We start from the raw sequence: 17867 nt of genomic DNA, 5'->3' as shown, positions 1-17867 counted from the left end.
GTGACCTTATCATGTAAATAAGGAAATGTCTACTACTCAAGTGGCATTCAAGTTGTCGACCACATCCTTAGTGGCAGCTAAGGATGGATGAGCATCCTGGGAGTATTCAGGATTTGTGAAAGCCTCAGGAATTGTTGTATTATTTGGTTGAGTGGTTTTAATTCCTTTGGCATTGAGGAACAAGGTTTCATCGTATTCGTTCATCTTTGACAACATGGAGAATGCGATTTTGAGGATGATGTTCCCCAGTGCTCTGAGGGCATGACCGTAGGTCTTGCCCTCTTTTCTTTTTCTTTTGTAGTAGTTTCTTGCCCATCCACAAGTTTTCAGAGAAGCGAAAGCTGCCATATGAATCATGTTTTTGAGATCGTTGTCGCATTTCTTTCTCATCAGCATTATTGACTTTCTGCCACTCTGAAAGAGGAAGGGAATAGTTCCAGCGTATTTCTGCATCTCCTGGTAGCTTTTGAAATCATGTGTGAGATAAGCCTTTACTATGTATGAGCCTATTACAGCCTTCACACCTGGAATAGAAAGGATGATTCTGTACGGACTATTCTCTAGGGTCTCTCCCATCTCTTCCCTTAATCTTTCTTCTTCCTCTCTTAAGGTGAGAATTTGATTTGCCAGGAACATTATGAGATTACCCTCACATGTGGTTCTCAATACTCTTTCAATACCTAGTTCCTTCCATTTCAGAGACGATTCAAATATCTACCGCAAACTTATGCGACTTTCATAACTTCTTCGTGCGATTTCTTGCCTTTTGCTGTCAATGAAGATCAAGAGGGAAAAATGGTTGGAAGAGATCCCCATGAAGAGGTTCGGAAAGCCTGTATATATAGCAGATATGGTCTCGTTCTTAGCATCTGACAAAGCATCATGGATTACTGGTCAATCAATACACGTTAATGGAGGAATAGTCACACCTTGAAAGGGGATGAGTTGCATTGAGTGAAGAAAGCTTGACAAGAATGATCGATTCAACGATGTTGAAACCCGACGCAACAAAAAAGGACATCGAAGAAGTTTGCAGGCTGGCAATTGAGTACAAGTTCAAGACCGTTGCTATTGGGGCGTCCTGGATTGAGTACGCCTTGGAAATATTGAAGGGTTCCGAAGTGGGAGTTGATGCACCGGTAGGCTTTCGGAATGGCTATTCTACGACTGAATCGAAAGTCTTTGAAACAAAGGATGTCCTGTTGAAGGGCGCAAGTGAAATAGATATGGTTATAAACATAGGTTGGCTGAAGAGCCAGATGTACGAAGAAGTGAAGAATGAGATATTGGCTGTAAGAGATGCTGCTAAGGGCGTAGTCATGAAGGTAATTCTGGAAGTTCATTACCTAACGGATGAAGAGAAAAGGATAGGGGCTAACATAGTTGCAGATGTCGGGGCGGATTTCGTAAAAACATCAACGGGTTTTGCCGACACCGGCTGCTCTGAATCTGACGTTAAGCTCCTGCTGGATTGCTGGATGAAGCGGGAAACAGGATCCAGGTCAAAGCATCAGGCGGCATAAGAAAGCTTAGAGAGCTTCTTAGATATCAAGAGCTCGGCGCGACGCGTTTTGGAGCAAGCAATGCACATCTCCTGATCGATGAATTAAGGAAGACGCCTTTTTATTGATATGTAACTGAAGGTATCATTGCTTGTGGTTATTTGAGTAATGCAAGTATTGTTGGGTTGGTTTTCAGTGTTTCGTACAAAGAACTAACGTCTCGTTTTTTGCACGAAAGCAGGTAAGATAGAGATGAAAGCCAACCTTTTTGTTTAGGAGGGGGGGGAATGCTTTTAGAAGAGTTTAGAAATAGGGTTGAAAGCCTGAGAGAGCTAATAGCTGCCAGAAACGCTCGCGCTCTCTTGTTGAGCAAGTGCTGTAATTTCTCGTGGTTCACTTTTGGAGGCAGGAGTCATATTACCCTGAACTCCACCGAGGGTGAAGCCTCTATTCTTGTAACTGGGGACCGGCTCTACATGATCACCAACAACATTGAAAAGCAGAGAATCCAGGAGATCGAGCTTGACGAAAGTCTTCTCGGAGAATTCGGGTTTCTTGAATACAGCTGGTTTGAGCCCTCCGGAGAGAGGAGATTGGTCGAAGGACTGGTAAAAGGGAAGCTTCTTTCCGATACTGGTAGGTATTCCGGCGAGCACGTAGACATTACTCCAATGCGAACTCTCTTGAGCCAGTCAGAGATAGATACGTACAGGATTTTGGGCAGGGAATGCGACGAGATTTTTTCCGCAATAGTCCCTACTTTGAAAAGCGAGATGACTGAACTGGAAGTTCAAGGCCTCCTCTATGAAGCTATGGCGAAGAGGGATATCGAACCTTTATTGGTGCTTGTGTTCTCGGAGGATAGCTCACTCAGATACAGGCACAATCTGTCGAGAGACGTTAAGCTTGGAAAAAGAGGATTCGCCAGCATCTGTGCCAGGAGAAGGGGCTTGATAGTTTCTTGCAGCAGGTCTTTCATGTTTGAGGCGGCAGACGATGTATTACGCCAGCACCAACAGAACTGTTACGTCGACGCCGTGGCGATTGGCTCGTCGAGGCCCGGAGTGAAGCTGTCGGAAGCCTTCGGGAGGTTGATCGAGGCCTATGAAAAGGTAGGCAGGGCCGGTGAATGGAAGTTCCATCACCAAGGAGGAATCGCGGGATATCTCCCAAGGGAAGTACACGCCAATCTCAGGAGCGATGTGCATCTTCGGGAGGGAAATGCCGTTGCCTGGAATCCGACAATCAGGGGCACGAAGTCCGAAGACACTGTCTTAATAGGCATTGAGCAGAATTCGATCCTCTCATTTCCTGAAGAAAGTACATGGTCGGCGTTGGAGTTTGAAGTAAATGACGAAGTAGTGAGGAGACCTGCGCCCCTCCTTATTGGCTAGTCCGGCCTCGCTTTGTTGATTAATATGTTTTTCACAATCGATGCACAAAATTTTCATTACTCTGCGAAAAAGAAGTTATAATTCTTTGGGCATGGTTTTCTCTTGTTTAAAATAGAGAGCAGACCATAAAAAGGGATCTTAATAAGATCCCTTTTTTGAAATGTATAGGCCTTGTGCTAAAATGAATTCCGTTCAGCGGGACGGAGGGATCTCAATGAAAATGGTAGTTACGAACAAAAAGGCACGTTTCCAGTACCATCTTATGGATTCATACGAAGCCGGGATCGAGCTTGTCGGCACGGAAGTCAAATCTCTGCGCCTTGGTGGCGCTTCTCTGATTGATGCTTACTGTAAGATCGAGAATGGAGAGATTTTTCTTATGGAATGTAATATCAGTCAGTATACACATGGAAATGTTTGGAATCACGAGCCCCGCAGAAAGCGAAGGCTCCTTATGCATAGGAAGGAGATACTGAGGCTCGATCAGAAGATCAAGGAAAAGGGATTGACCATTATCCCTCTAAGAATATACTTCAACGACAAGGGAAAGGCGAAGGTTGAGATTTCACTTGCAAAGGGAAAGAGGCTCTTCGACAAGCGCGAAGATATCGCAAAGAGGGATGTTGAAAGAAGGATGCGTCAGCGGACAGACTTGTGAATAGTCTTCCTTCCTGGACGTTTTTTTCTTCCGAATAGAGCAGTAATAATGGCTTTGAACCTCAATAGTGTTGTGGTATAATCAATCTGTCTTATACTGTCAATAAAGCCAATAGCTTTGCAATTATTAAGGGGAGGTGTATTTATGAAGAAAGTCGCTTTAGTAGCTTTGCTCCTTTTTGCGGTCTCACTGGGTTTCTCTACGCCTAAAGCGCTTATAGGTGGTGGTTTCGGAATCAATGCTACCAATCCAGTTTATCAGCCCGAGAGATGGGGTGCAGGTGCCTTGGATCTCTCTCTTCAGCTTCCATTTACCGATAAGATTGGAGCCACGTTGAGTGCAGAGGCGGCAATCAGGTATCCGACCAATAAGATTGGCCTTTTCAATGCCGATATCTATTTCCAGGTTCTTGAAACACTGAATTTGAAGGTAAGGCTACTTGTTAGTGTGGGTTCAGTTCAGGATTCCAATTTTGGTGAGCCCGGTTGGGAAATCGGAATTCTCGATCTTGGTGCGCCACACCTCGCAATCGGCGGAGGTTTCCAGGTTATGACTCCGATTTCCGATGGAGTAATTCTCAATAGTTATGCGAGGGGCTACAGGGTGAAAGACTATCAGACTCGCCAGGAGGGTAACTTCCCCGGTGGAGATTACTGGCCTCTTCCCGAGTTCTTCTCTGTAGGACTTGGAGTGCTTTACGAATTCTAATCTAGAGTCAAAGAGATTTTTTTGAAAAGATTTTTTTTGGTCTTGTTTGTTCTACTTTTTTCTTTTGCAAGTTTAGCGGTAACGGGTTACGACAAATTCTTACATTATTCTGTTAGTTATACCGCCTTTGGCCTTTCAAGTTATCTCCTTGGGGACACAGGCGGTTTTCTCTTCTCTGCGTCTCTTGGCGTTGGGAAGGAAGTCTGGGATCTTCTTTCCGGGAAGGGTTCAGCAGAGATCGAAGATCTTATAGCGGACTTTGCCGGAATAGCCTCTGCGTACAGCTTTGCGCGCAGCCTGCCATTCAGGCCAATCTTAGTCTTTATATTGGTATTCTAGATACAACAGTGGTTTCAATACAGTAAGTCCCGACTATCCTGTCTGAAGCGGCATTGTATTTTATAGCCACTTGCAGTTTGATTATCCAAGTGTTGCTAAAGGAGTTCCTCAGGAATCGATATGGCGTGTTTGCCTGCGAGTGAAGCGAGCGAATTTCTGGTTTTCTGATCAAGATCTATGCCGATTCTCATTGATCTTTCTCTTGCACTTGCCTCTTTTTCTCCGTGGTAGTAGATCTTTTCGTGGCCCTCTGCCTTTTCGCTGGCCGCAACTCCATCCACTATGCGTTCAAGATGGCCTATGAGAGCGGAAGGTTCGCCGAACAACTCGAGGCCTATGCAGCCGAAGAAGTGGCAGACACCGGCTTCCGAACCGAAATAAGTTTCTGCGCTCCATTTTCCCAGCGAAAGGCCTGCGGAGAGAAGATCTACGAGAATTGCCATCCCGTAACCTTTGTGGCCGCCAAAATCTTCTCCGGAGCCCCCAAGTGGAAGAATCCCCCCGGAGTTTCTCTCATTGAAGTTTGTGAGCACCTTTCTTGGCGAGGAGGTATCCCTACCGGTTTCATCGACGGCCCATCCCAATGGAATCTCTTTCTCCAGCCTATCGTAGACCTCTAGCTTTCCCCTTGTGACCACGCTTGTGGCCATGTCGAGAATGAAATCTCGCTTCTCTCCCGGGATAGCTATCGAGAATGGATTCGTGCCAAGAACCGCCTCTTTGCCAAAGGTCGGAACGACAAGCGGATAGCTGTTCGTCATGGCAATTCCTATCATTCCCTCTGTAAGTGCCCTCTCCGAGTAAAAGGCGGAGATCCCGTAATGGTTCGAATTCCTTACCGAAACGAGCCCGATCATCGACTGCCGGGCCTTCTGTATTGAAAGATCCATTGCATACTTGGAAACACATTGTCCCGGACCGCCTCTGCCGTCAACTAATGCTGAGATGGGTGTGTTATGGATTATTTCCGGTTCGGAATCTATGCGGATATTTCCGTGTTCTCTCTCTTTTATATAGCGGCCAAACCTGGCTACCCCGTGAGAGGGAATATCTCGCAGGTCGGCCTCGAGCAGAACCTCGACTATGTCGGAGGCCGTTTCGTCGGGAAAGCCTTCGGCACGGAGGATTTCTTCACACAAAGTTTTGAGGTCTTTATATGTCACATTCAGTCCCACTACGATTCCGTCCTTTCAAAGAATTGTTTTATAATCTCTAAGTACAGTCTTCTAGCAGTACGAACCTCTTCCAGATCGACGTACTCATTCGATTTGTGAGCCATGGAGGCGGCGCCCGGTCCCAGTATAACCGTCTCAATACCGTGAGTTGCGGTGAAGGCACCGTCAGTGAAATAGCTCATTGTGAGCTCGTCGGAGCTTAAGGACCGCTTCTTCAGAACATCCTTCACGGTCAGCGTTAGCGGCCCTGACGAACTGAATGATTCTCTGCTGAGAAGAGTTGCTCGTTCAGAGTCCTCGTATTTGCAGATAACGTCGTCTATAATTTTCTCCAAAGCGGAGGAACTGGTATTATCGGCAAAGCGGACATCCATGATACACTCGGCCTCGTCCGGTACTGTATTCTCTTTCGATCCGCCACGGATAATATTGAGGCTTTGGGTAAGTCCTTCTATTTTGCCAAGAGCGTTGGAAAGTTCACTGTATGCGCGAAACAGTTTCAAAATGGCGTTGATACCATTTTGCGGCTGCGAGCCGTGAGCGGATTTGCCCCTGAATTTCAGTTTGAGCCAGAGCGCTCCCTTCTCCCCGGTGGCAAGTCCTAAAGAAGTCGGCTCACCAATGATAACAGCCGAGATATCGAATGGTTTGTGTTCAAGAAAGTACCGTATTCCCGAGCAACCGACTTCTTCATCGCACGTGGCGAGAAGTGCCACGTTTCCGCAGAACTCACTGTCTTCCGAAAGATCCACAAGCGCCGCAATTAAGGCCGAAAGACCTCCCTTCATATCTGCGGAACCTCTGGCATAGAGCCTCCCGCCTATCTGTTCAGGCTTGAAAGGTTCGGTATTCCAGTTTGAACCGGCGGGTACCACATCCATATGACCGGAGAAGACCAAATATGGCTTCCCGGGATCGCGTTCGATCCTTGCAAGAAGATTCGAACGGTTGTCGGCAACTCGCTGAATCTCTACGCTAATTTCTTTCGACGCGAGAGTTCTCTCGATAACCGATACGGCGAGATCTTCATTGCCCGGAGGATTAGTTGTGTTGGCAGAACACAACTCAAAGAGAAGACTTTCGAGTTGGGAATCGCTGTAACTCATAGTTTTATCCCCACATTCCAGATTGAGAAGTCGTCCTGTCCCAGAAATTCCGATTTCGTCTGCTCTCCTTCGGCAACCCTTAGAACAAGATCGAAAAGCCTTCTTCCACTCTCCTCAAGTGTTTCCTCACCGGATATGACCGCGCTGCAATCGAAGTCGATATTATCGCTCATTTTCCTGGCAGTCTCATGGTTCCCGGTTATCTTAATGACCGGGGCTATAGCATTACCCGTAGGTGTTCCCTGACCTGTCGTGAAGAGCACAACGATTGCACCGCCAGCCACCATGCCGGTAACCGATTCAACGTCATATCCAGGAGTATCCATGAGGTAGAGGCCCGGGCATGAAGCTATCGCTTCACCGTACTCGTTCACGCCCACAACGGGGACCTTTCCGCCTTTGATCATAGCTCCTAGTGATTTCTCCTCAAGCGTAGTCAACCCCCCTCTGACATTTCCAGGGGAGATGTTGTTTGGGACGTTTTCCTTGTCCACCACGTCTCGACTATTCTTCATACTTTCATTTATCATTCTCTCAAGCATCCTGGTGAATCGCCGCTTCATCTCTTCGTCCTTCATTCTCTCAAAGAGGAGGTGTTCTGCACCGACCAGCTCAGTAGTTTCGGAGAGTATCACACGACCTTCTTCCTCCCACAGAATGTCTGCAGCCTGGCCGACTACCGGATTTGCCGACAGACCCGAAGAGAAGTCGGAACCACCGCATTCCATGCCCAGGACAAGTCTCGAAAGCGGAACTTCCTCTCTTTCAATCTTCGAGGCTTCCTCCACCATTTTCCTGACTATTGAGGTTCCCCTTTCTACAGCTTCCACGGTTCCGTAGTCTTGAACCATTATTAGTTCGGCAGGCTTTCCGCTGTCTAGAATCACTTCCCTCAGTTCATGTGGGGACACCCTTTCACAGCCGAGCCCAACAACAAGAACGGCTGCCACATTAGGGTTTAGCGCAGTATTTATCAGCGTTCTTCTAGTCTGCTGAAAATCATCCCCCAGTTGAGCGCAGCCTTGATTGTGGCTAGCCACTACCGATCCGGGAACAGCGGCCGAAATCTTTCTGGCAACATTCGAAGAGCAAAGAACACTGGGGAGAACGAGGACGTGATTTCTCACTCCAACACTTGCGTCACTTCTTAAATAACCCATCATGGTCTTCATAATATCTGGCCTAAGCCCTGACACCTCCCTCTTTGATCTCCGTTCGTTCACTTACAACATTTTGGACGTGAACATGCTGGCCAGTCGAGATGTCAGAAGTTGCGATCCCTATCTTGTTATTGTATTTGATTATTCTCTCGTTTCTTTTGATGTTCTTCACGGCAACTTTGTGACCGAAAGGTATTTCTTCCTTCGCAACTAGCATCTGCAATCCGGAAACACCCTTCACCTCTATCTCTTCGCCGATATCCACTTTCTCAAGCACAGTTGCGACATTGTCGTTCAAAGACAGCAGAATAGCATGCTTCATTTCTAATCCTCCAATCGGGCAAAGCTTCCTTTGGCAGCATAATCGATATGGTTGGAGCTGAGTATAGAACATATCATATTCATTGAGTGCTCAAGATGATCTTCCAAGGCAGTAGAAGCCTTCTCTAGGTCTCCTTCCAGGATTCCTTGCGCGATCTTGAAATGTTCCTCCATCTCGTTAATTATCCAGTCTTTTTGCTGTTCAAGAAGATAGTATTTGATCACGTTCCGCATTCTGGCGAGCAGTATCGAGATCTTCGACATCATTTCGATTAGATATTCATTATTGCAGTTATTGAGTATCTCCCTGTGTAGCCTGTAGTCAATATCGTAAGGAACTTTGTTCTTTGTCACCTCCGGTTCCGAGAGGTGTCTTCGCATTCTCACGATCAGATTCGATATGATCTCTCTGTCGATCCGATTAATTGATTCACTCAATGCAAGTTTCTCCAGCACTAGCCTTATCGGGAAGAGCTTCCTGACGTCATTTTCGAGAATCTCCTTTACGTAAAAACTCTTAGCGGCTCCCGGTGCGACAAGACCATCTTCGTTCAGCTTGTGGAGAGCCCCCCTTACCGGAGTAGAAGAAACGCCGTAGATTCTCTTCAGCTTATCGATCGTCAACCTCGCTCCGGGAGGGATTTCCAGTTCTACGATGCTATTCCTTATTGATCTGTAGAGCTGCTGCTGGATTCCCTGAAAGTGACTTGTGTCTGCCAATCTGTTCAAAGTGATCCCCCCAGAATTTGAGGGAAAGCTTTCAAAAATGAAGCAGTTTCCCTTAGAGTTTCTATCTGATCTTCATCGCAGAAAACCTCGACACTGTATTCACCGACATAACCGGATTTGCTCAGCATATCCAAAAAGCTCTGAAAATCAATCGCGCCCCGTCCCAGAGGTTTGTGATTTGTATCTGCAAGGTGAACGTGTTTTATCAGCTCGATGTTCGAACTTACAAAAGAGGGATCCTTTTTCTCGTTGAAATGGTCAGAGTCAAGGAGAATTCCAAAACTCTTAAGTTCTCTCTCCGAAAAAAACGAGGTGGCTTCGGCGCAGCTATTAAGAATAGGGCAGACCACCTTTCTCAATGGTTCTATCAGAACGGACAACCCCTCGAGTTCACTTCTCACATACGAATCGATTCTTTCCAGCGATTCGCCAAGTCTCTCGAGTGACTTCTGGAGGCCGTCGGACCATATTACTCCCCTAAGCCTGCCGATATTAAGGTTCACTCCCAGATCGTGAGCCTTTTTAGCTGCCTGCAAGAAGGAATTCAGAGCTCTTTTTCTTTCGTTCACGTCTATATGGTTCAGATAAAGGCCGGCAGTTCCAGCCATCTCGCCTGTGCAGAGAAATACGCACTTCAAAGAGAACTGTCTCTCAAGGCGTATAACCTTTCCAACATCCACCTTTTCCGGGTCGGCAATCATAAGCTCAAAGGAGTTGAAACCCGCGCCTGCTATCGCGGCAAGCGTCTCTTCCAACCAGCCGGTGAGGCCAGTGACCTTTGCACCGGCCGGAATATCCTCGTTGGCCACCATAAAACTTACTGCCATCTCTTTCACCTCAACCCGCCGCACTCACTAATGCCATTGAGAGAGACACCTCTTTTGCGAATTCATTGTCGCTCCTCGACGTGAGAACAACGGGGAATCCCGCTCCCAAAAGAAGTCCGGCCGTCTTGGCTTTGCCTAGATGTACGAGGCCTTTTATGAGGTTGGCCGCAGATTCCAGATTAGAACAGACTAGTATGTCGGCCTCACCTCCAACCTTTGACGTAATTCCCTTCTTCAGGGCCGCGTCCCTTTTCAGAGCAGTATCTATGGGCATGGGCCCGTCTGCGAGACACACTCCAAATTGCCCTCTCTCTGCCATTTTTGATAACACCGCTCCTTCAGTGAGGTCGCGATTTGTTACCGACACTCGCTCGTTTATACCGATTACCGCTACCTTTGGTTCACTGATCCCGATCGATCTTGCAAACTCTACGGCATTCTTGAGTATCTCGGCCTTTGCCTTCAAATCCGGTGCGATGTTGACCGTCCCATCAGTTATGAAAAGTAGTCTTGGATGCTCCGGGACCTCCATACAAGAAATGTGACTTATAAACCTTCCGCTTGCCTTTACTGTGCCGCTCTTGAAGAGCGCTCTTAGAAACACGGTGGTATTGATGTCGCCTTTCATTAGAACGGCGGGAATATCTCCCTCCAAAGCAGAGACTGCATTTGAAGCATTCTCCTCTTCAGATTCCCCTTCGACAACACGCGTCATCTTCAGAAACCCTTCAGATGCTGCCTGGTTCATCTCTTCTAATCTTCCAAAAAGAGTGAATTCAAAATTGCCGTTAGAGGAGGCAAATGACTCTATGGCCTTCATCGTCTTACGATCATGCGGTTGCACGCAATTTACTCTCACGCGCTTCTGCAACTTGCTTGCTTCAAGAATGAACTCAGAAAGGGAATTAATCATTGATTATCACCTCAGTATTCCAGGGCCTCTTCGATCCCTTGTATTACTCTTTGCGCTCCGTCTGCAAGGCTTTCCATCTCGAACTCTCCCGGGAAAAGGAGAACTCTGATACCCTTCAGTTTCTCAAGAAGTCTTTCTCTGACGTAGTCGCACTTCACTACGCCGCCCGTAATGGCAAGGGCGTCGGGAAATCCGTCAAATACGGCCAGCAGACTGTATGAGTATTTTGCAATGTTGTAAATGTACGCTTCAAGCGGCGTGGAATCGATTTCTCCATTCTTTACGCCTTCGGCGATCCGTTCAACGTCACGCATTCCGAAGTGGGAAAACAGGCCGCCCCTGTGAGCCAGGTATTCGAGATAATCGTCTCTCGAGCGAGCAAATTCCGCCAATTCGTGAGTAGGGAGGGCACCCGCTCTTTCCACAGAAAAGGGGCCTTCCTTGTCACTGTTGTATAGATCGACCATCTTTCCGTTTAGATGGGCGCTTACCGACGAGCCGCCTCCTAGATGAGCCACTATGAGCTTCGCTTCTTCGTAGCTCTTTCCCAGTTCAGTCGCAGCTTTCTTCGCGACTGCCTTCATGTTCAACGCGTGGGAGAGTGAATTTCTTGTGATCTTCTGTATTCCCGTTACTCTTGCCCACTCGGCCAGTTCGTCCACACTGATCGGGTCGACTGTAAAAGCCTGCATTCCGAATTCCTGAGCCAGTTCAAAAGCTATCACGACCGCCGTATTTGCGGGGTGAATACCCTGAAGGCCATTTCTGGCGTCATCGACCATCTCTCTGTTAATGCGGTAAACTCCGGAATTCAGAGGTTTCAATCTTCCTCCTCTGGCCGCCACGGCAGTCAGTTGGGATGGCCTTATCCCGTTTCTGTCCAGTTCTTTGAGGATCTGATCCTTCCTTATTGTGTACTGATCGGGAAAGAGGGGAAGGTCGAGCATGTCATCGTCAAGGGGAAGCGTCTTCTTGAACAGTTCTTTCCCGTCTACGAAGACAGCTACCTTGGTTGATGTCGAACCGGGATTTATGACGAGAATCAGACTCATTTCATGTAATCTCCTACTATTCTCTTGAATTCGTCAAGTTCGAGGACGGTGTTTCTTATTCGTCCTTCCTTTCGCACGATTTCCGTCAGTTCTTCAAGTTGGTCTTCGCTCGCCTCTATTTCCAATCTCTTCAGCCAGTATTTTATGCTTGCCTGGCCGCTGAAGGCACCTAGCTTCACGTCTATCTCGCCCATTCCTACGAGCGAAGGAAGGTACGGCGTCATGGCGGCGTTAATCCCGGCCGCATTCAACTTGTCGATTGCGTCAACGACGATGCCCGATTCGACCCAGAAGAGGCGCTTCCCAACGACCGGCTTGTTGTTCGCCACCTGGATCTTCGAAATATCCTCGACCAGTCGCGAAGTGTATCCGATCTTCGTCAGATCGACTCCGGTATCTATCCCCATCAGGAGTTTCAGGCCGGCGGCAACCTCTTCAGTAGCTACGTTGCCCGTCCTTTCTCCAAGTCCGTTGATCGAGCTGTGAATGCCTGATACACCGGCTCTTACTGCTGCAAAAACCGATCCCATTGCCAGACCGAATTCATTGTGAACATGGAATTCGAGCGGGATGTCCGGGATGGCCTTCCTAAGCTCAGTGAAGATGAACTCGATAGCAAATGGGGAGGCGACTCCAAAACTGTCTACGAAGACAATGCTCTCCGGTCTTGCTTGCTTTGCCACTTCTGTGAAGACTTTCAGGACATAATCAGGGGTCGATCTTGTTGCGTCCCAGCCCATGAAGGTCGGCTTCATACCCTGTTCCTTCGCGTAGAGAATAGCTGAAACAACTCGGTCGATGAGTTTTTCGGGAGACACACCGTAGACAAGCTCATTGTCGTATGGATTTACCGCGTGTTCAACCACTACTCGTGTGGCGCCGCAATCGACAGATTCATCGATATCCTTCTTCAAAGATCTTGCGAATGGCACGATTTCCGAATCGAGATTCATGTCAACGAGTCTACGTATCGCCCTCTTGTTCTCGTCGGAGACTATCGGCATTCCGACCTCAATGGATTTCACACCCAAATCATTCAACGCAACTCCGATTCTCACCCTTTGATCCTCGCTCCAGGTAAGACCACAAGTCTGTTCTCCATCTCTCAGCGTAACGTCGTGTATATAGATACTGTCTCTTGCGGTTTCTCCCCGGATTACTCTCTCATAGTTGAGAGGACTCACCCAGCGGGATTCGTCGAAGTATGGTGTTCCATTTAACTTCATGTAATCAAGATCTTTCGGTTTCATTATTATGCCTCCTTATTTGATATTTCCGGCAAGACAAGTGAGTTCTGAAGAACCGCAACGCTTTTGCCGGCCGGTGCCACCCGGTCAACAACCGATTGAATATCTGGATAGACCGTTAAACCAAGTTTATTGAACTGATCTGCGAATTTAGTGTTGCTCACAATGTGAATCCTTTTCTTCTCGATCACTTTCCTTACAGCATAGGCCGCCACATATGCAAGCGGGTCTTCGGTAGTGATCACGTCAAGTCTTTCTAAGATCTTTTCTGCCTCCATCTTGAGTAATGAGGCAAATAGAGGATGATCGCCAAAGCCTTCATCGAGCGAAGAGACCATCACGATATCTCCTCCATTTCTGGTAACCAGATCGGAAGTGTACAGCGCTTTGCCGCACTGCCAGAAATCGGTCACAGAGGGGAATGAAGATATCACGGTGACATCGGCTTTTTCCGAGTACTCTCGGAGCAGCTCTTCTCTCGCAACTTTGACGCCTTCCCTGTGTGCCGTCACATGATTGCCCGATACACAGCCGGAGATTCTTCCTTCGATATCGTAGTAGAAATTGATTATGAAATCAAGTCCCACTCGTCTTCCGGTTTCATCTATAAGTTCCCTGAACTCATTGTCAAGAACTCCGACGTCGGCTCTGCTCTTCAGTATTGCCATCCTGTGTGACTTAAAGACTGTTTCATATGCAGAGACGCCCGGAATCACAATTTTCGCTCCGCCCGACCATCCGGAGAACCTGTGAGGAACGATCGAGCCAACTCCAATTGTGAGGTCAGCTCCAACCGCCTCGTTTATCCTAATCGGTACTCCAAGGAATTCTCCATAGTCTTTCATCCTGCTGGCTGCTTCCGCATCGTGCTGGATGATTTTAGTATCGCGAGAAAAACTGCCTAACTTCTCTCTTAGCTCTTCAGCCGTCATTTGTCTGTGAGTTCCAGTCGCGACAAGCAAGGAAACTTTGCTCCAGGGAATCTTGTTTTCGGCGAAAAGCGATTTCATGAAAGAGAGAGTCTCAAAAATGGGAGAGTGCCTTGTGTGATCCTCTACGATAAGGACTATCTCTTTCGCAGATTCCGCAAGCTCAAGGATCGGAGGAGCACCAAACGGCTTCAGTAGCGATTCGCGCAGTGAGCTGCCCTCTTCGCTTCTCTCAACAGGTGAGGTCGGAAGAAGTACTCTTCCCACGGGAACTTCCAGCTGAAGTCTCTCCTTCTCTCTATAGTCAAGCGAGAATCTCATCTTACTTACCACCGAAATACATTTCTCGAATTCTCTCGTCACTCTTCACTTCATCAACAGAGCCTTCAAGTTTTATTTGACCTTGTGATACGATGTAGACTCTGTCGCTCATTGGAAGCGAGAGCTTTGCGTTCTGTTCCACGATCAACATGGTCAGACCCGTATCCGTGACGTAATTCTTCAGAGTCTCGAATATTCTCTTCACGATAACAGGAGCCAGTCCCATGGAAGGTTCGTCTATCATCATAATCAATGGATCTGAAACGATGGCCCTTCCAATTGCGAGCATCTGTTGCTCTCCCCCGGAGAGCGTGCCGGCCATCTGGTTTTTCCGGGACTTCAGTTCCGAGAAAATCTCATAGACTTTCTCGATGTTTGGGCGGGCCTTTGCGAGTCCAATTCTAGTGGCTGCCACTTCAAGGTTTTCCTGAACGGAGAGTTCCGCGAAAACCTGTCTACCTTCAGGAACGTGAATAACCCCAAGTCTGGTTATCTTGTGTGGAGGAAGATGTTGGATCTCTTCTCCGTTCAAAAGGACCTTGCTTCCTGCTTCAGAAGATACAAGTCCTGAAATGCTCTTCAGAAGAGTCGTCTTTCCCGCTCCATTAGGACCGAGCACGGAGACAACTTCTCCTTTGGAGACCTTTATTGATACTTTTCTGAGAGCGGGAACCTCGTTATATGAAACTGAGAGATCACGGGTTTCAAGCAAAAACATAATCAGTCCTCCCCCAGATAGGCTTTGAGAACTAGCGGGTCCTTTTCTATGTCATCAAATTTACCCTTGGCAATCACCTGACCAAAGTTCAGAACATAGACCCAGTCTGCAACGGCCTTGATAAAGTCCATAGTGTGTTCAACAATAAGAGTCGTAATTCCTCTTTCCTTGAGAATCATCATCAGATCCATTATCACTTTGAATTCGTCTCTGGTCATTCCGGCAGCAGGTTCGTCGAGGAACATCAGCTGAGGTTCGAGTGCAAGAGCTCTTGCGATTTCCAGACAACGCCGTAATCCATACGCCATTCCTGTCGGAGAGTCGTATGCCCTATCTTCAAGGCCCACGAGCTTCAGAAGTTCCATGGCCTTCTCTTTGTTTTCTTTTTCTTCTTTTCTGAATTTGGGAGTGCCGAGAACTACGCTCACAGGGCCGGATTTGTAGAAGGGTTTTCTGGCTACAAGAACGTTTTCAATCACTGAGAGATTCTCGAAAAGCCTTATCTTCTGGAAGGTCCTCGCGATACCCAACCTGCTTATCTTGTTCATATCCATTCCCGATATGTCCTGATCCTTGAAGTAGACCTTTCCGCTGGTAATAGGGTGTACTCCCGTTGCAACATTTATGAATGTCGTTTTGCCCGAGCCGTTAGGGCCGATTAAGGCTGTGATCTGCCCTTCGGGAATTCCAATCGACAGATTATCGTTTGCCACGACTCCACCGAATCTCTTGGTCATGTTTTCAGTTCTAAGAATGTCCATCTTCAACCCACCCTACAACGTCTTTGTATTGCTTCTCTTAATCCTGAAAACCTTTCTTAGAAGGGTTTCAAGAATGGGCCCAAGTCCCATAGGCACGAATATTATGATGACTATCACTATTAGAGAAGTCACCATTAGATAGTAATTTTCCCAGCCTCCAAATCTCAGGAACTCGGGAAGAAGTGTAAGACCTATTCCGCCAACAACTCCACCACTCATGTGTCTAAGACCGCCCACGACTGCCATTGCGACAAAATTCGATGATTCAAAGAATGTGAATGGTTCCGGTGAGAGAAAGCCTGCCAGATGAGCGTACAGTGCTCCTGCCAGTCCCGCTAGGCCTGCAGAAAAGCCAAAGGCCGCCATCTTAAGTCTCTTTGTAGAAATTCCACAGGTTTCCGTGGCCACATCATCGTCATTCATTGCAAGCATTGCTCTGCCAAAGTGAGAGTGTTTTATGCGGTACATAATGAACACGGATAGGAAGAGCAGCCCGCCAAAGAGCCAGAAGACCTGCCCGAAAGAAAGCATGTTGTTTCCCACCGAGTAGAATGGTATGCCAAAAAAGCCGGACGGACCGCCGGTAATAGGTGTGAGGTTTATCACAAGCATCCAGACTATTTGCCCGAAGGCTATTGTCACTAGAGATAAGAAAAAGGCCTTCAGCTTGAAAGAGGGAATGCTCAACAGAAAGCCCGCGACAACGCTCAGAACTACTCCTGCAATAACTCCGATTGGAATCGGTAGCCCGAGCTTAACAGTGAAGTACGCCGAAGCGTATGCTCCGATTGCGTAGAAACCCGCCTGCCCAAGTGATATTTGACCCGCAAAACCTGTTAGGAATACCAATCCTGTTGCAAGAATGGCATGAATGAGCGCTCTGTTCATCAGGTATAGTTGATACATGTTATTCGTGAAAAGAGGGAATAGTACTATTAGTAGTATCGCTCCTACAACCAATATCAGCTTCTTCATCTCGCACCCCCTATATCTTCTTACTCTTCCAGTTGAATATTCCGGAAGGTTTCAGTATCAGAACGGCTACAAGAACCGAGAAGGATATGATGTCTCTGTATGTAGAAGAGATATAAAGGGTGGAGAAGTTCTCCAGGAGGCCAAGAGATATTCCTCCGAGTATCGTTCCGTAAGGATTGGTCAATCCTCCAAGTACGGCCGAAGCAAAGCCTTTAACCCCTATCGAGCCTCCTCCAAGTTCTAGAGACACGAAGTAGATGGGTGCAAGGAGTATTCCGGCGATTCCCACGACGACAGTCGCCAGAATGAAGGATAGAGAGGTCGTTACTTTTACATCTATTCCCATAAGAGCCGCGGCTTCCCTATTCTGTGCGGCAGCTCGGAATGATTTTCCTATGAGCGTCTTGTTCAGTAAGAAGTAAATGAATACCATAAGAATTCCGATTACCAAATAGATATTAAGATAGAGAGTGGGAATTCTTATTCCGCCCAAAGAAATGAAGTCGTTGCTTCCCCCAAATACCGGTGGAAAGGGCTTTGGTAGAGCCCCGTAAGTGACAATTATCAAGTTGAGCCAAAAGGTGCACAGCATAAGTGTGGCGACAACGAATTCGAGACGTCCACCTCCTCGTTTCCTTATGGGCTCATATATAAAGACTCTTAATCCCAACCCATAGGCTGCTATTACGGCTATAGACAAAACGAAAGAGATGAAAAAACCCAAGTTCAGCTGAGTGTAAAAACTGTAGAACAGATAGGCTCCCAACATCGCCGACGAGATGTTGGCAAAATTTATTCGGGAGATCGTCAGCCAGAGGAAAACTACGCCGAGTCCTACAAGTCCATATGTGGCACCGATTGAAGCCCCTGAAACTATGTTCTGGAGAATGTCTTGAAGCATTGTTCACACTCCTTGTAAGGAAAGTAAACGGGAGGTAGGCAGAGCGCCCCCTCCCGCAAAGAGGCTTAGTACAACTTAGTGATTATCTGCCAGTCTTTTCCGTCGAACTGGGAGATTAGACAGACATTTGT

At 47.4% G+C, this 17867-nt stretch carries 20 protein-coding genes and 1 pseudogene; 6 read left to right on the top strand and 15 right to left on the bottom strand.

Annotation, left to right across the window (positions count from 1 at the left end):
* Positions 1-36: 36 nt before the first annotated feature.
* The gene (locus B3K42_RS07645) at positions 37-576 is read right to left on the bottom strand and encodes a transposase (RefSeq protein WP_292598100.1); all 540 of its coding nucleotides are present in this window, start codon (positions 574-576) and stop codon (positions 37-39) included.
* Between the two features lie 223 nt (positions 577-799).
* Here B3K42_RS07645 and B3K42_RS13760 point away from each other — a divergent pair.
* From B3K42_RS13760 to B3K42_RS07620, 6 genes and pseudogenes are all read left to right on the top strand, one after another.
* A pseudogene (locus B3K42_RS13760) lies at positions 800-934 on the top strand (SDR family oxidoreductase); the annotation flags it as partial.
* Positions 935-950: 16 nt separating this feature from the next.
* Positions 951-1523: a deoxyribose-phosphate aldolase gene (gene deoC, locus B3K42_RS07640; protein ID WP_110991229.1), complete on the top strand. Its 573-nt coding sequence runs from the start codon at positions 951-953 to the stop codon at positions 1521-1523.
* Positions 1524-1789: 266 nt separating this feature from the next.
* Positions 1790-2896, top strand: coding sequence for a M24 family metallopeptidase (locus B3K42_RS07635; RefSeq protein WP_110991230.1), 1107 nt, complete (start codon positions 1790-1792; stop codon positions 2894-2896).
* Positions 2897-3110: 214 nt separating this feature from the next.
* Positions 3111-3554 carry an SsrA-binding protein SmpB gene (gene smpB / locus B3K42_RS07630; RefSeq protein WP_110991231.1) on the top strand — a complete coding sequence of 148 codons (444 nt, stop codon included), beginning with the start codon at positions 3111-3113 and terminating at the stop codon, positions 3552-3554.
* Positions 3555-3698: 144 nt separating this feature from the next.
* Positions 3699-4262, top strand: coding sequence for a hypothetical protein (locus tag B3K42_RS07625; protein WP_110991232.1), 564 nt, complete (start codon positions 3699-3701; stop codon positions 4260-4262).
* Positions 4263-4283: 21 nt separating this feature from the next.
* Entirely contained in the window at positions 4284-4601 is a 318-nt protein-coding gene (locus B3K42_RS07620; protein WP_181419137.1) for a hypothetical protein, read from the top strand.
* A 95-nt stretch (positions 4602-4696) separates the two neighbouring features.
* Here B3K42_RS07620 and B3K42_RS07615 read toward each other — a convergent pair whose 3' ends face one another.
* Genes B3K42_RS07615 through B3K42_RS07550 form a run of 14 tightly spaced genes read right to left on the bottom strand, consistent with a single transcriptional unit; the run spans position 4697 to position 17736 of the window.
* A complete protein-coding gene (locus B3K42_RS07615) occupies positions 4697-5764 on the bottom strand; it encodes an Ldh family oxidoreductase (RefSeq protein ID WP_258367499.1) in 1068 nt (355 codons plus the stop codon).
* A gap of 11 nt (positions 5765-5775) precedes the next feature.
* The gene (locus B3K42_RS07610; RefSeq protein ID WP_110991234.1) at positions 5776-6882 is read right to left on the bottom strand and encodes a M20 family metallopeptidase; all 1107 of its coding nucleotides are present in this window, start codon (positions 6880-6882) and stop codon (positions 5776-5778) included.
* On the bottom strand, positions 6879-8078 hold the full coding sequence (locus B3K42_RS07605; protein ID WP_220026677.1) for a UxaA family hydrolase: 1200 nt from the start codon (positions 8076-8078) through the stop codon (positions 6879-6881). Before B3K42_RS07605 ends, B3K42_RS07610 begins: the two co-directional genes overlap by 4 nt.
* Positions 8065-8364: a UxaA family hydrolase gene (locus tag B3K42_RS07600; protein ID WP_181419138.1), complete on the bottom strand. Its 300-nt coding sequence runs from the start codon at positions 8362-8364 to the stop codon at positions 8065-8067. The genes B3K42_RS07605 and B3K42_RS07600 overlap by 14 nt, the downstream gene beginning before the upstream one ends.
* 2 nt (positions 8365-8366) lie before the next feature.
* Entirely contained in the window at positions 8367-9092 is a 726-nt protein-coding gene (locus B3K42_RS07595) for a GntR family transcriptional regulator (protein ID WP_110991237.1), read from the bottom strand.
* Positions 9089-9919, bottom strand: coding sequence for a sugar phosphate isomerase/epimerase family protein (locus tag B3K42_RS07590; RefSeq protein WP_110991238.1), 831 nt, complete (start codon positions 9917-9919; stop codon positions 9089-9091). Before B3K42_RS07590 ends, B3K42_RS07595 begins: the two co-directional genes overlap by 4 nt.
* A gap of 10 nt (positions 9920-9929) precedes the next feature.
* Positions 9930-10832 (bottom strand): phosphate acyltransferase, encoded by a 903-nt coding sequence (locus tag B3K42_RS07585; protein WP_110991239.1) that lies wholly within the window; start codon positions 10830-10832, stop codon positions 9930-9932.
* An 11-nt stretch (positions 10833-10843) separates the two neighbouring features.
* A complete protein-coding gene (gene buk, locus B3K42_RS07580; protein WP_110991240.1) occupies positions 10844-11884 on the bottom strand; it encodes a butyrate kinase in 1041 nt (346 codons plus the stop codon).
* Positions 11881-13134, bottom strand: coding sequence for a LeuA family protein (locus B3K42_RS07575; protein WP_292598088.1), 1254 nt, complete (start codon positions 13132-13134; stop codon positions 11881-11883). The genes buk and B3K42_RS07575 overlap by 4 nt, the downstream gene beginning before the upstream one ends.
* Before the next feature lie 2 nt (positions 13135-13136).
* Positions 13137-14381 carry a nickel-dependent lactate racemase gene (locus B3K42_RS07570; protein WP_292598085.1) on the bottom strand — a complete coding sequence of 415 codons (1245 nt, stop codon included), beginning with the start codon at positions 14379-14381 and terminating at the stop codon, positions 13137-13139.
* Position 14382: 1 nt separating this feature from the next.
* Positions 14383-15099, bottom strand: coding sequence for an ABC transporter ATP-binding protein (locus B3K42_RS07565; protein WP_292598082.1), 717 nt, complete (start codon positions 15097-15099; stop codon positions 14383-14385).
* Between the two features lie 2 nt (positions 15100-15101).
* Positions 15102-15860, bottom strand: coding sequence for an ABC transporter ATP-binding protein (locus tag B3K42_RS07560; protein WP_292598079.1), 759 nt, complete (start codon positions 15858-15860; stop codon positions 15102-15104).
* Between the two features lie 12 nt (positions 15861-15872).
* Complete coding sequence (locus B3K42_RS07555) at positions 15873-16835, bottom strand: branched-chain amino acid ABC transporter permease (RefSeq protein ID WP_292598076.1); 963 nt, start codon at positions 16833-16835, stop codon at positions 15873-15875.
* Between the two features lie 10 nt (positions 16836-16845).
* Positions 16846-17736, bottom strand: coding sequence for a branched-chain amino acid ABC transporter permease (locus tag B3K42_RS07550; protein WP_292598073.1), 891 nt, complete (start codon positions 17734-17736; stop codon positions 16846-16848).
* Positions 17737-17867 lie beyond the last annotated feature (131 nt).

Source organism: Mesotoga sp. UBA6090, from assembly GCF_002435945.1.
In the GTDB taxonomy this organism is placed as follows: Bacteria; Thermotogota; Thermotogae; order Petrotogales; family Kosmotogaceae; genus Mesotoga.
Note: the sequence above shows the minus strand (reverse complement) of the source record. Positions and strands in the feature narration are given on the sequence as shown.